This is a genomic window from Streptomyces sp. NPDC057302 (assembly GCF_042667685.1).
In the GTDB taxonomy this organism is placed as follows: Bacteria; Actinomycetota; Actinomycetes; order Streptomycetales; family Streptomycetaceae; genus Streptomyces.
Window position 1 is genome coordinate 55,839 of the sequence record NZ_JBHUZJ010000010.1, and the last position, 12,474, is coordinate 68,312.

The 12,474-nt window shown below is 67.5% G+C and carries 10 protein-coding genes and 3 pseudogenes; 10 read left to right on the plus strand and 3 right to left on the minus strand.

Translation table 11 applies throughout. From position 1 onward, the window contains the following. Positions 1-6 precede the first annotated feature (6 nt). Together ACFUPX_RS10410 and ACFUPX_RS10415 are read left to right on the plus strand one after the other, a co-directional pair. Positions 7-939, plus strand: a pseudogene (locus tag ACFUPX_RS10410) (DNA polymerase III subunit alpha); the annotation flags it as partial. 5 nt (positions 940-944) lie between these two features. Then, positions 945-1,982 (plus strand): annotated as a pseudogene (locus tag ACFUPX_RS10415) (hypothetical protein). A gap of 124 nt (positions 1,983-2,106) precedes the next feature. Here ACFUPX_RS10415 and ACFUPX_RS10420 read toward each other — a convergent pair. Continuing rightward, positions 2,107-3,240, minus strand: coding sequence for a hypothetical protein (locus tag ACFUPX_RS10420; RefSeq protein WP_383319206.1), 1,134 nt, complete (start codon positions 3,238-3,240; stop codon positions 2,107-2,109). A 122-nt stretch (positions 3,241-3,362) separates the two neighbouring features. On the opposite strand from ACFUPX_RS10420, the gene ACFUPX_RS10425 reads away from it, so the two are divergent. The 5 genes from ACFUPX_RS10425 (at position 3,363) to ACFUPX_RS10445 (ending at position 6,988) form a co-directional block, all read left to right on the plus strand. Further along, positions 3,363-3,698: a hypothetical protein gene (locus ACFUPX_RS10425; RefSeq protein ID WP_383319209.1), complete on the plus strand. Its 336-nt coding sequence runs from the start codon at positions 3,363-3,365 to the stop codon at positions 3,696-3,698. 101 nt (positions 3,699-3,799) lie between these two features. Beyond that, positions 3,800-4,093, plus strand: a complete 294-nt coding sequence (locus ACFUPX_RS10430; protein ID WP_383319212.1) for a DUF732 domain-containing protein — start codon at positions 3,800-3,802, stop codon at positions 4,091-4,093. Between the two features lie 664 nt (positions 4,094-4,757). After that, complete coding sequence (locus ACFUPX_RS10435; RefSeq protein WP_383319214.1) at positions 4,758-5,654, plus strand: alpha/beta fold hydrolase; 897 nt, start codon at positions 4,758-4,760, stop codon at positions 5,652-5,654. A 231-nt stretch (positions 5,655-5,885) separates the two neighbouring features. Continuing rightward, positions 5,886-6,431, plus strand: coding sequence for a winged helix-turn-helix domain-containing protein (locus ACFUPX_RS10440; protein WP_383319217.1), 546 nt, complete (start codon positions 5,886-5,888; stop codon positions 6,429-6,431). Next, positions 6,428-6,988, plus strand: coding sequence for a transposase (locus tag ACFUPX_RS10445; protein WP_383319443.1), 561 nt, complete (start codon positions 6,428-6,430; stop codon positions 6,986-6,988). The genes ACFUPX_RS10440 and ACFUPX_RS10445 overlap by 4 nt, the downstream gene beginning before the upstream one ends. A 152-nt stretch (positions 6,989-7,140) precedes the next feature. Here the strand turns inward: ACFUPX_RS10445 and ACFUPX_RS10450 are convergent, their stop codons facing one another. Then, the gene (locus tag ACFUPX_RS10450) at positions 7,141-8,076 is read right to left on the minus strand and encodes a Ku protein (protein ID WP_383319219.1); all 936 of its coding nucleotides are present in this window, start codon (positions 8,074-8,076) and stop codon (positions 7,141-7,143) included. A gap of 166 nt (positions 8,077-8,242) precedes the next feature. Between ACFUPX_RS10450 and lexA the strand changes: the two genes are divergently transcribed. The 3 genes from lexA to ACFUPX_RS10465 all read left to right on the plus strand — a co-directional run bounded on the left by lexA (position 8,243) and on the right by ACFUPX_RS10465 (position 11,415). Continuing rightward, entirely contained in the window at positions 8,243-8,902 is a 660-nt protein-coding gene (gene lexA / locus ACFUPX_RS10455) for a transcriptional repressor LexA (RefSeq protein WP_383319222.1), read from the plus strand. A gap of 852 nt (positions 8,903-9,754) precedes the next feature. Next, positions 9,755-10,129 carry a helix-turn-helix domain-containing protein gene (locus ACFUPX_RS10460; protein WP_383319225.1) on the plus strand — a complete coding sequence of 125 codons (375 nt, stop codon included), beginning with the start codon at positions 9,755-9,757 and terminating at the stop codon, positions 10,127-10,129. Positions 10,130-10,137: 8 nt separating this feature from the next. Further along, positions 10,138-11,415: a tyrosine-type recombinase/integrase gene (locus ACFUPX_RS10465; protein WP_383319228.1), complete on the plus strand. Its 1,278-nt coding sequence runs from the start codon at positions 10,138-10,140 to the stop codon at positions 11,413-11,415. Between the two features lie 199 nt (positions 11,416-11,614). Here ACFUPX_RS10465 and ACFUPX_RS10470 read toward each other — a convergent pair. Beyond that, positions 11,615-12,445 (minus strand): annotated as a pseudogene (locus ACFUPX_RS10470) (peptide-N4-asparagine amidase); the annotation flags it as partial. Between the last annotated feature and the right edge of the window lie 29 nt (positions 12,446-12,474).

Sequence of the window (12,474 nt, forward strand, 5' to 3'; positions counted from 1 at the left end):
GGAGAAGGCTTCTGCCGCGCGCACGCGGTCGCCTTCGCCGTCCCCGCGGTGCAGTCGGCCTGGCTCAAGGCCCACCATCCCGCCGCCTTGTATGCGGGGCTGCTGGAACACGACCCGGGGATGTGGCCGATGCGGGTGATCGTGGCCGACGCCCGCCGCCACAGGGTGGCGGTGCTGCCCGTCGACATCTCCCGCTCATATCTGCTGCTGCAGGCCACCGAACTGCACCGGCACACCCGCAACCGAAGCACCGCGAGCGGGCAGTTGGCCCTGGGCGGCGACCTGGTGACGGCCGAGCCCAGCGGACTGAAGGAGCTCACCGGCCGCGAGCGGATGAGCGCCGAGCTCGAGGTCCTGTCCATCGACGTCTCCCAGCATCTGATGGAGCACCACCACCGGCTGCTGCGCGAGCTCGGCGCCACCGACGCGATGCACCTGCAGCGCCTGCACCCCGGCCAGCGGGTCCTGGTCGCCGGGGTGCGGGCCTCCACCCAGACACCGCCCATCCCCTCGGGCAAGCGCGTCATCTTCGTCACCCTGGAAGACGGCGCCGGCCTGGTCGACCTGGCGTTCTTCGAGGACTCCCACGACGCCTGCGCCCACACCATCTTCCATTCCGGGCTGCTGCTGGTCGAGGGCACCGTGGAGGCCCGCGGCCCGCGGCGCACCGTGGTCGGCGACATGGCCTGGGACCTGGAAGCCGTGACCGCCGCCCGCCGTGACCACGGCCCGCAGGCGGCCCTGGACCTGCTCGGCCACAGCGCCCTCTCCCCCACCCCCGCCCAGCCCCCGACGGCGGGGGCGGCCGAACCCAGGCCGGGCCGGGTGCTGCAGGACGGCCAGGCGAAGCTGCATCCGTGGGCTGACCTCGAGCCCGCGGGCAGCCGCTCGGCCGACCTGCGCCGACTGGGCCACCGCTCCACCGGTTCGGCCGGGTGAGCGCCATGCCCGCCTCCCAACTCCAGCCTGCGGCAGGCCGGCGGCCGCAGTGGGTGCTGCGCGTGCGTTTCGACCTTGCCGAACACACAGATCCGGATGCCGTGTTCGAGCAGCTGCTCACGCTGGTGGAGGACCTCACCCCCGTCTACCAGCCCAACCCGCAGGACTACAGCGTCGACCTGGATGTCACCGGCGCCCTGCGGGTGTTCGACCGCAGCGCCCGGGAGCTCGGACAGCTGCTGCAACTGCGGGCCGTCGCCTGGTACGGGGTGCGCACCGCTGCGGTCGGCGGCGGCCGCTCCCCGCTCATCGCCGCCATGGCCGCTGCCACCTCCCACGGCCATGTGACCGTCATCGCCGCGGACGACGCCTCGGTGGCCGCCTTCCTCAATCCGCAGCCGCTGACCGCGTTGCCGGGCATCGGACCGGCCACCGCCCGGACACTGGGCCGCTACGGCATCACGACGATCGGGCAGCTCGCCGCCACCCCCGCCGGTCCGCTGGCACGCCTGCTGGGTGCGCACGCCGCCCGTGAACTGCACGCCCGGGCACACGGGCTGGATGACCGGACCGTCCAGCGCACCGCCCTGGTCCGCTCCACCAGCGCCGGCCACACCTTCGACCGCGACGTCCTGGACCCTGCCCTCCATCGTCGCGCGCTGCTCGCCCTGACCGACGAACTCGGCCTGCGCCTGCGCGTGAGCGGCGAGGTCTGCCGCGTCCTGACGTTGAGCGTCCGCTAGGCAGACGGTAGCCGCACCACCCGCAGCCGCACCCTGGCCGAAGCCACCAGCCACTCCCCCGCCCTCGCCCGCACCGCCTACGACATCTACGAGGGCCTCGGCCTGCAGCGCGCCCGCGTGCGGTCCCTGAGCGTTCGGGCCGATCTCGCACCGGCCGCGGCCGCGCACCACCAACTCAGCCTGGACGCCAGCGACGACAAAGCCCGGCGGATCGAATCCATCGCCGACCAGGCCCGGGCACGCTTTGGCCCGCACGCGGTCAAACCCGCCACGCTCGCCACCCGGCGCCCGGCCCACTGACCGGGAATCCGGCAGGCTGTCGCGCTGTAGGGGGTCGATTTAGTTCAGCAATCGGGCCTGTATCTCCGCAATACATCAGCAGGGTCGGGTAGTTCAGCAGTCCGGAATCCCGATCCTTGGGAGATTAGTCCAGCGGTGGCCAGGGACCGGCGAGCAGGCGATCGGCCTCCGCGACGATCACTTTGGCCAGCTGCTCGCGTGTGCTGTGCCGGATCGCCTCCCAATCGTTGTACGCGTCGACCTTGACGACCAGCGGCCGAAGCGACTGAGGCCGGGCCAGTGCGCCCCAGCCCTCGTACGTGATCAGGTCACCGCCTGCCCCGGGGGCCAGATTCCCGTTCACGATCAGTCGGAGCCACCAGCGCACGAGTTCCCAGCGTGCCTTCTCCCAGGGAATATCGGTGTCATCGGCGGGAAGGCCCTCGGTCAGACCCAGCTCAGCCAGTACCTGGTCGAAGAGCACATCGGCGTTCTCATGTTCAGTGCGCGACAGGCCGGCGAGCAGCGGAAGCGTCTCCGTCGCAAGGTCGAGGACCAGTGCCGTGAGCCCTGCCTCGATCAGCTGGTGCGGGTAGTGGTGTCGGCCGATCAGGCGCTCCAGTGCCAGCATCCGCAGGTACTCGGCAGACTCCTGCGCGCTGACGGCGTAGGGGGTGTGCGGGGTGGGCCTGGCGACGTCGGCGCCGGGCCCGCCGTGGACGAAGTACGACCAGAAGCCGACGGTCGAGTGGGCGGGAAGGCGGCTCGCCCGGCCGGTGAACTCGTTTCGTATGTAGTCGGCGAGGTCGTTTCCGTAGATGATGATGTCGGTCTGGTGGACGGACAACACGGGGTGGCCGCGTTCACCGGCTGTGCCGGGCAGGTAGCGGTGGCTGTAGACGGGGACCAGCTGCGGGACGGCCGCCAACTCGGACCGTGCGATCTGCAGTGCGTCGGACGTCCCTGCCGGCCTCGGACTCCAGGCGGGGTGCCAGAAGCCGTTGTGCTCCACGTCGAAGAGCACACCCTCGACCGGTTGGGAGAGCCGCTCGGCCAGGTCCTCGGGGTCGCCGTTCCGCCAGTCGGGCCAGCTTCGCGACCCGTGCGGGAGCCCGGCGGCGAGGAAGACCCTGTGGTCCGCCGAGAAGGTGAAGCCGAACCGTGCTTCGACTGCGTTGAGTTCCCGCTCACTGAGGCCGGGCCTGATCTCGGCTCGGAGCATGTTCTGAAGGTCCCTGGCCGCTTCCAGGGTCAGCGGCAGGGGCGAATGTGCGGTCATCCTTGCAGCGTAGTGACCAGTACGAACTGCTGAACTAGGCGTGACAGAGACCCTGACGTGTCTGCTGAACTACGGGAAAGCCGCAGGTCGTCACGCCAGTCTGGAGCAATTCCCTACAGCGCATGACTGATTACGACATAGCCGCCCTGATCCAACGCTTCGACCGGTTCGAAGGCGCACAGGGCAAAGTGACGGGCCAGCTGAGCGCGGCGATAGGAAGATCTGCTGCTGGACGTCGTCGGCTCTCGCCCACGCACCCCTGTGACCTCTCGGGCCACAGGGCCAGCCACCGCATCACCGCGTCCCTGACCTTCGGTTTGCACCACTCACCGGCCGGGGTGAGGATCACGCACGCGCAGCCCTGCTTCACTGATCACGATGACGACGATGTGCCTACGGCCGCGTTCCAGGAAGTGCGCTCGCGCCGACGTCATGTCGGCGAGACGATGCAGGCGTAGCACCTGCGTCCCAAAGGTAGATCGTCATGGTGCGCCGATCACTTGCGTTGGCCGCGACTGCGCTGGTCCTGCTTACAGCTGGGGGCTTGAGCGGTTGCGGCATGGACGACGGCAATACTGCACCGTCGCAATCGTCCACGCTCAGCGCGAAGGATGAGAAGGACGCCCGGATCCTCGTGATCGTCGAACAGCAGGGAGTCCTCTCCACGAAGCCCGATGCGGATCTGGTGAAGCTTGGCCACCTCGTCTGCCGGGACAACCTGGGCATGCTGAAGGCCGATCCAGGTCTGGCGGCCGCTGAGCTCGTGTCGGAGGATCACTCGCTGACTCAGGCGGAAGCCGAGACCGTGCAACAAGCCGCGGTCAAGGTCTACTGCCCGGACATGGCCGCGTAGGACGTGGCCGCGAGGAGTACTCAGGTTGAATTCGTGATGTCCGGGGCTGCGATCAGGTCGAGCAGGCCGAGGCGTACGGCGGCTTGACACGGACAAACAACTCAACCTGGCGCCCCTAGTAGATCCCCGACCCTGGCAGTTCAATGCAGCCGACACGGCACGCGCGAGGCGATAAGAGCTCGTAACAAGATCATGAGTCGGCTTCCGTAGGGTGCCTCCAACAGATCAGGCTGTAGACCGACGAGACCTGACGCGTCGTGGAGTGTCCGTGCTTTTGGTAGGGTCCTCGGCATGTCCTACATGTTCGTTCGCCTCCGTAGCGCCTAAGACGTCTGCCGCCGCAGTCGCTCAGCGACCGGCGCCAGCCGAGGAACCCGCAGAAGACCATCGTGTCTCACGGCACTGCCCTGCGGGTGCCGCTCGGCCCTGACCGTCGACGCGCACTCTTGCCGGTGAGCCCATCCACGTCGTGTGCTGCCCCTGATCAGGCGGCTGACGCTGGTTGATCGCTGCCGTCGGCCTGTGTGCGCCCGGCCACTGAACCGTGCTGCGCCTGGCGACAGGCGTGCCCGTTTCTCTCTTCGACTTCAGGCGGCGCACCGCGTCGGCATCAGCCTTTCAGGCATGCCTGCTGCGCCACCCACCGGACATAGGACTGACCCGAATGACATCTGTCTCCAGTAACTCTCCCCGTCCACGCCAGGCCCGCGAGGCCAATGCGACGTTCGTGCTCGTCCACGGCGTGTGCACCAGCTCGTTCATGTGGGCTCCCATCCAGCGCGAGCTGGCGCTGCTCGGGCACCGCAGCTTCGCCGTGGACCTGCCGGGGCACGGCTTTGACGCGCAGTACTCTGCCGCCTACCAGACCCCGCAGGACCTTGACGCGTGGGCGGCCGAACCGTCCGAACTGGCCGGGGTCACCCTTCAGGACAACGTCGACATGGTCGTCGACGTCGTCCGGCGGGTGGCCGAGCACGGTCCGGTGGTCCTGGTGGGCGCCAGCCTCGGTGGAACCACCATCACCGGCGTAGGCAACACGATTCCTGACCTGGTGGGCCGGCTCGTCTACGTCTCCGGCTGGTCGTGCGTAGAACGCTCCAACCCCATCGCATACATGCAGGAGCCCGAGTTCGCCGACAACCTGATGGCCCCGCTGGCCGCGCTGAACGTCGGCAATCCCGCCGAACTCGGCGTCGGCCGGGCGAACTACCGCACCGCCGACCCGGTCATGCTGGCCGGGCTCAAAGCGGCGATGATGGCGGACAGCACCGATGAACAGTTCCGCGCCTTCCTCAACATCTTGCAGCCGGACGAGTCCCTGGCGGTGATGATGTCCGACGCTCGCGGCCACGCGGACACCTGGGGCACCATCGCCCGCTCCTACATCCGTCTTACCGAAGACCGATCGCTTCCCGTGGCCATGCAGGACCGCCTGATCGCCGAAGCCAACGCACTGACGCCCGGCAATCCGTTCGACGTGCACACCCTGGCCACCAGCCACGTCGGGTTCCTGCTCAAGCCGGCGGAAGTGGCCGGCATCCTCGACCAACTGACCGTCTGACCCCAAAGGCACAGACCACTGCCTAGCGCATGGGATGGAGGCAGCCCGCGGCTGCCTCCATCCCATGAACGCCGCAGGCAAGCCCTACGAACTCGCCAACGGATCAGGAGTTGGCCTCCGAAGCCCCGACTGCCGCGCGGTAGGCGGAGCTGCGACAGCGGACTACTCAGGTTGAATCGGCGATTTCCGGGCCTTCGTGACGGTTGGTGATCCCTGCGGTATGTCCAGGTGATGCGGTATGCGCAAGGGGGCGGGCTGACGCCTGCCGAGCAGGAGAGGCGTGAGGTTGTGCGGCTGGAGGCTGCCAAGGGGTTCGAGGCCGGGGCGGGCACCGCGCGGATCGCGGCCGAACTGCGGGTGACGGACCGGTCGGTGCGCCGCTGGCGGGCGGCCTGGCGGCAAGGGGGTGTGGCGGCGCTGGTTTCGGCAGGTCCGATGGCGGTGGAACGGCTTTCGGCAGCCCAATGGCAGCGTCTGGAAGCCGAGTTGAAGCGCGGTCCCTTGGTCCACGGGTTCGATGACGAGCATCAGGGCTGGACGCTGAAGCGGGTGAAGCTGCTGATCGGCCGGCTGTTCCACGTCGGCTACACCCTGCAGGGGGTGTGGCGGCTGCTGAGGCGGCATGGCTGGTCTTGCCAGGTGCCCGTGCGGCGTGCGCTGGAGCGCGACGAGGCCGCGATCGAGGTGTGGAAAGCCGAGGTGTGGCCACGGGTAAAAGTACCGCGCACGACCTGGGCGCCCACATCTGCTTCGCGGACGAGGCTGGGCAGTCGTTGATCCCGCCCAGGGGGCGGACCTGGGCACCGCGCGGGGCCAGACCCGTGGTGCGGGTGGCCGGACGTCGCGGCGGCCGGGTCAACATCGCCGGTGTCGTGTGCTTCAAACCGGGTGCGCGACCGCGGATGTTCTACAAGCTGCACGTCTACCACCGGCGGCGGGGCGAGCCGAAGACATTCACCTGGCGGGACCACCGGGACTTCATGCGCCTGGTGCATGCCCAGCTCGACACCCCGGTGGTGTGGGTCTGGGACAACCTGTCCGTGCACCTGCAACAGGAGATCTTCGACTTCGCGGAGGAGCACAAGGACTGGCTGGTCATCTTCCATCTGCCGCCGTACGCACCGGAGATCAATCCGCAGGAAGGGATCTGGAGCCTGCTCAAGCGGTCCTTGACCGACTTCGCCGCAGCCGATCTCGCGCACCTGACCCGGGTCATCAAGCGGAAGCTGAAGAGCATCCAATACCGGCCCGACCTCATCACCGGCTGCCTGCCGACCACCGGCCTCGACCTTCACGACCTGATCGCAGCCCCGGACATCACGAATTCAACCTGAGTAAAGGCCGGTGGTCCCGCCGAGCGCCCGGAGCGCCCGGCGGAGTGCCGTCGGCTCGGGCTGACCGGACAGCTTGGCCAGCCAGAAGATGGCAGTGGTGACCTGACCTGGGTCGACGGCGCGTCAGCGGCTTCGGTGAGAGTGGTGCTGGTTCAGACGCCGCGCTTCCTCACCGTCTTTGTGGCGGGGGCCGTCTTCTTTGTTGCTGTCTTCTTTGTTGCTGTCTTCTTGGCAGCCGTCTTCTTCGTCGTCCGCTTCTTCGGCATCTCGTGGATGGTGGCCTCCTCGCCGCTCTCACCGCGGGCGGCCTGAGCCTTGGATACAGACTCCTCAAGGGCTGCCATCAGGTCGACGACCTTCCCCGTCGGCTTCTCTTCCGTGTTGGCCTTGGGTGGCCTTTTCCCGTCGGCCTTCGCGTGGATGACCTGCTCAAGGGCTTCGGTGTAGCGGTCGGTGGCCCAGTCCTGGCCAGTGATCTGGCCGACGGCCATGGAGTCGATGAGCAGGACCGCCTCGTCGATCTCGCGGTCGGTCAGCTCGACGGGCTTGGGGGCGAGGCTGCTGGGGCTGCGGACTTCGTCGTCCCACTTCATCGCGTGCAGGAGGATCGCGTCGCCCTGGACGCGCAGCAGGCCCAGACGCTCGCGGCCGTGCCACGCAAATTTGGCAACGGCGGCTTTCGAGGAGCGCTCCAAGGCTTTGCGCAACAGCACGTAGGGCTTGGCGGCTACCTGCCCGTCGCCTTGCAGGTAGTAGCCCTCGCCGATGCGTATCGGGTCGATCGACTCGTAGGGCACGAACGCGGCGATCTCGATGGCTTTGGCGGTGGGGAGCGGCATGTCGTCCAGCTCGGCATCCGTGACGGCGACGAGCTGGTCCTTGCTGACCTCGTACCCTTTGCCGATTTCGGCGGTAGTGAGCTGCTTGCCGTCGATCTCGCACACCTTGCGGGTGCGGACCCGGCCCATGTCCTCCAAGTGGTACTGGTGGAAAGAGATCGAGTGATTCTCTGTGGCGGGCAGCACCTTGATCGGAATGGTGACCAGGCCAAAGCTGATCGCACCGGACCAGACAGGGCGGGCGGGCATGCGGCACCTCCGTGACAGCTCCGAGACGACCAGCCTAGAAGCCGCAGCCCCGCCCCGCATGGTGAGACGCGGGGCAAGATGACGCTGCCACCAGCATCGATGCGAGCTTGGCGCGGTCAGGCCCGGGGGTCTACCCGCAGCCGGGCAGGGATGATCCAATGCATGGATGTCTGAGGGATCCGAGCTGAATCCGCCCCCGACCGGTCGGACGAAAGGCCTGACCGTCCGGCAGGACCAGGTGCTTCGGGCGATCCGAGACGGGATCCGTGCACGCGGATACCCGCCTTCCCTGCAAGAGATCGGCGCGGCAGCCGGTCTCACCAGTACCTCCTCAGTCAGCCACCACCTTGACGTGCTGTGCCAAAAGGGATGGCTACGCCACGTCCCTAATCAGGCGCGCTCCTACGTGCCGGCTGAGCTGGTGCACGAGCCCGATGTCGCCGCGCACGAGACGAGCGTGGTCCGCGTCCCCCTCATCGACGTTGCCACCGTCGGGGGCAGTGCCGGAAGGGAGCCGGTCCTGGAGATGCTTGATCTCCCCCGTCAGCTGGTTGGGGACGGGGAGCTGTTCTCTGCTGTGGTCATCGGCCGTGGCATGGAGTCCGCGGGCGTGCTGGATCAAGACATAGCGGTGGTCCGGCGTTCAGGACCGGTGGAAAGCGGCGTGCTGGTGGCCCTGCTGCTGGACGGCGAGGCCACGGTGCGGCGGCTGAAGAGGGACGGCGCGAACACGTGGCTGCTGACCGGTAACGGCGCAGGCCGGCCGGTCTGGTGCCATGAAGCCGCCCTCCTGGGGCGGGTCGTCGCCGTGCTGCGATGCCTGTGACCTACTGCCGACGCTCTGATCGTGTCCGCGGATGAGGGGGAGATGACCAGTGGTGACGCGAATTCCTCGGCCCGCTATGAGGGCAGGGTCCTCAGTGATGTCCCGGATTCGGACGTCGTCGATCGGGCATTCTTCGCGCCCCCGGCATCGCTGTTGGCGATCTGCCCGAGATCGTTCGGCAGAAGTTGAGCTGGCCGCTGGTGAGGTGGCGGCGCCGTGCTGGGCGCAGCCGGAGTCGGCGCCACCGCGAATAGGTGGCGCTCCGGTGTGATGGGGTCGGGATCCGCGACGCCAGAATCGAGTGACTCGCTTCTTGGTCAGAGCCTCGAGCGTCCCGGCCCCTGCGACTTGAGCCTGGGCCGCTAGTCGGCCCCCGTTCCTGGCCAACGCGCGCACAGGATGCGATCACACAGGGCCCAACGGTCTATTCCACGGCGCGCCGAGCCGACCAGCATGCGACCGAGGCTCACCTGCATGACGGGTTACAGACATTCAGGAGCTAAGGGATTCGACAAGAGGTCGATAGCGATCGACCGAGCGAGCGACTAGCGACTCACATCGAAGCGTGGAAGTTCTGATTGACGAGTCAATACGCCAGTCGTTAGGCTTTCAGAGTGAGCCTTGATAGGTGAACCGGAGCACCACTCATGAGGACTTGACACACACCAGGAACCGACTCGACATCATCGCTGCATCACAGTGGCGGCAGTGCCGCAGCTTCAAGGTGCACTCCGCGCCGACATGTAAGGACCAGCCGTCTACGGGTTCATACAAGTTCCTGCGCTCGCTTCATGCCCGGGTGACTCCCAGCTGACGTAGCGCCCCAACAGCTCGAGACGGAAGAGAGGTGCCATGACTAGCCCGGAGGCAAACCGCACCGGCGGCGAGCGCCAGGTCATAGCCACCCCGGAACCCGACCGTGGCCGAAAACATCTGTATCCCGTCCGCGCAGGTGATCGACTGAGCATCCCGATCGCCCCTGACACGTGGCTGACAGCCAAGGATGTCGCCGGGCTTCTCGGGGTCTCCCAGAAGACGCTCCAGAAGTGGCGCACCGCCCGGAAGGGACCGCGTTTCCACCGCCTTGGCGCCGTCGGTGGACGTGTCCGCTACGCCCCAGCCGATGTCTCCGCCTTCCAGGAGGAAACGCAGGTGACCGTTGTGAGCGCGGGCAGTGGGAGAGATGAGAGTCCGTCCACCCGACGTTTGAAACGTCCACGATCATAAGGACGAGCATGGCCAAGGCCTGGGTTGAAGACCTCTGGCACAAGAGGAACGGCAAGCCGACCGAGTACTGCCGCCGGCACAAAGGGGCCAAGCGCTACCGCAGTGCGGCCCACGGAGTCGGCGCGCAATGGCAGGTTCGCGGCTACAACGACCAGGGCGACGCACTGCCCAAGGAGAACTGGGAGTCGTACGACGAGGCGGAGAACCGAGCTCGGGATCTGACTACGGATGTCATCTCAGGCAGGCTCCGGCAGCAACAACGAGGTCAAATCACCCTGACGGCATACTACGAGACCGTGTGGTGGCCGAATGCGGAGATCCTGCCCGGTACCCGGGAGCGCACCGACCAGCGTGTGAAGTCCTGCATCTTGCCCTACCTCGGGGAGAAGCGGCTGCTCGACATCGGCACGGAAGAACTGAACGCCTGGAAGCTCGCTCTGCGCAAGCAGGTCGCGTCGGGGACAGTCCGCACAGCGTGGCAGAACCTGTCGAAGATCCTCCAGGCCGCGTGCGAGGCAAACCGCATTCCCCGCAATCCCTGCCGGGGGCTGGATTCTGCTCGGCCGCCGATAAGGCCGCCGACGAACAAGGAGGCGTGGGGTCCGTCGGTGTTCCGGGATGTGCGTGTTGCCCTCCACCCGCGGTACCGCGCCCTCGCCGAACTCGGCGTCGCCGCCGGCCTGCGCCCCGGCGAGGCGCTCGCGTGGAGCCCCGACGATCTGCGGGACGGCTGGCTTTATGTCGACCGGCAGCTCCAGAGCATCGGGGCGCGGCACTGGTTCAAGCTGCCAAAGAGGAACAAGACCCGCCGTCTGCCCGTGCCGACGGAGTTGGAGGAGGCCCTGCTCGCCCACATTGAGGCATTCCCACCCGTAGAGGTGACGCTGCCCTGGGTCGACGCGAGCGAACCCACCATGGCATGGGAGCAGAGGCCAAAGGTGACGGTCCGGTTGCTCACCGCTACGGCGTACGGCAACCCGATCACCAGCAACACCTTCCGGACCGACAACTGGAATCCGGCTCTGGAGGAAGCCGGGCTGGTGGAGCGGCTATACCGGGCGGACGGGACGCCTCGGGATGCCTGGAATGGCACGGCGCCGTTCACATTCCACGCTTTGCGGCACACCTACGCCTCGGTGCAGCTCGGCGCAGGCGAGACGCCGGTGACGGTGGCGGAGTACATGGGCGACACCGTGGAGACCGTGCTGGAGACCTATGCGCACTTCATCCCCGACACCGGCGGCCGGGGAGTCGAGGCCATGGGCAACTTCATGACGGCGGCCTGATCATGTCTCAACTGACCGCGGCAGGTGTGGTGATGGCTTCGATTGTGCCAGGCTATCGGGCCATGACGACTGAGCTGAGCGGCTTCGGCCCGGCAAATGTCACTTCGGCGGGTACCCGGTGCGCCCATGTGCCCGATCGATGCCCGACTGCGCGTGCTGCAGGCCTTTCACCTGCGGGAAAGCCCATCCCCAACCCCTTCCACAGGAAGGGGTTGGACCAGCCGCCCGTCCACACGGTCGGGAACGGCGTGGCGATTCCGGCGAGTCGACCGTCCACGGTGACCTGCACCTCGCGGTAGGGGCCGTCCTCGGCCTTGCAGGAGTAGGGCGCCGCGTCGGGAACCGTCAGGTACCAGTACTCCTCGCAGCCGCCGCCGGAGCCGGTCGCGTAGACCTCGGCGACGATGCGCTCGCTGTTGCGCGGGGTGGTGAGGGTGGTGCCGTCGCCCAGCGGCAGGACGCGGTCCGGGGGCGTCTGCCCGCCCTTCGCGCCACCCTTCTGCGCCGCGTAGAAGGTGAGGGTCGCCTTGACGTCGATGATGCCCGTGTACGTCTCGTTGACGACGTTCCCGATGAGCAACTCGACCTGCTGGTCGCGCTCCAGGGTCTCGCGGTAGCGCGTGACGTCCTTCTCCACGGACCAGGTGATGCCGTCGGCGGACGGCTCCGGCGTCGACGTGCGGAAGACCTCGACGCCTCCTATGCGGAGATACCCGAGGCGGTCGTACTGACGCCCCTTGACCTTGCCGTCGAGGCGGAGCACCACCTTGCTCCAGTCACCCGCGCCGCACTTCCCCGGCGGGCTGTAGGTGCCTACGTAGGGCGTGAAGTCCTTGAACTGGGCCTTGGCCACGGTCACTTCGCAGGACCTGGTGTGCGGCTTCGGGACGGGCGGGGCGGCCGTGACGGGGTCGTGCCAGTCGTTGCCGAACTCCGGTAGGGGCGACACGGCCGTCGCCGGGCCCGCGCTGAAGAGTGTGCTCGCCGCGAGGGTGACCCCGGCGAGCATGGACATGACGCGTCTTCTCATGGGGGATTTCTACGGCGGGTCGACGACCA

Bases quoted from the DNA above. Each gene is read 5' to 3' on its own strand.
- ACFUPX_RS10430 (WP_383319212.1), top strand. From the start codon at position 3,800: ATGGACGACGGCAATACTGCACCGTCGCAATCGTCCACGCTCAGCGCG.
- ACFUPX_RS10440 (WP_383319217.1), top strand. From the start codon at position 5,886: ATGCGGTATGCGCAAGGGGGCGGGCTGACGCCTGCCGAGCAGGAGAGG.
- ACFUPX_RS10425 (WP_383319209.1), top strand. From the start codon at position 3,363: ATGACTGATTACGACATAGCCGCCCTGATCCAACGCTTCGACCGGTTC.
- ACFUPX_RS10435 (WP_383319214.1), top strand. From the start codon at position 4,758: ATGACATCTGTCTCCAGTAACTCTCCCCGTCCACGCCAGGCCCGCGAG.
- ACFUPX_RS10420 (WP_383319206.1), bottom strand. From the start codon at position 3,240: ATGACCGCACATTCGCCCCTGCCGCTGACCCTGGAAGCGGCCAGGGAC.
- ACFUPX_RS10460 (WP_383319225.1), top strand. From the start codon at position 9,755: ATGACTAGCCCGGAGGCAAACCGCACCGGCGGCGAGCGCCAGGTCATA.
- lexA (WP_383319222.1), top strand. From the start codon at position 8,243: ATGTCTGAGGGATCCGAGCTGAATCCGCCCCCGACCGGTCGGACGAAA.
- ACFUPX_RS10450 (WP_383319219.1), bottom strand. From the start codon at position 8,076: ATGCCCGCCCGCCCTGTCTGGTCCGGTGCGATCAGCTTTGGCCTGGTC.
- ACFUPX_RS10465 (WP_383319228.1), top strand. From the start codon at position 10,138: ATGGCCAAGGCCTGGGTTGAAGACCTCTGGCACAAGAGGAACGGCAAG.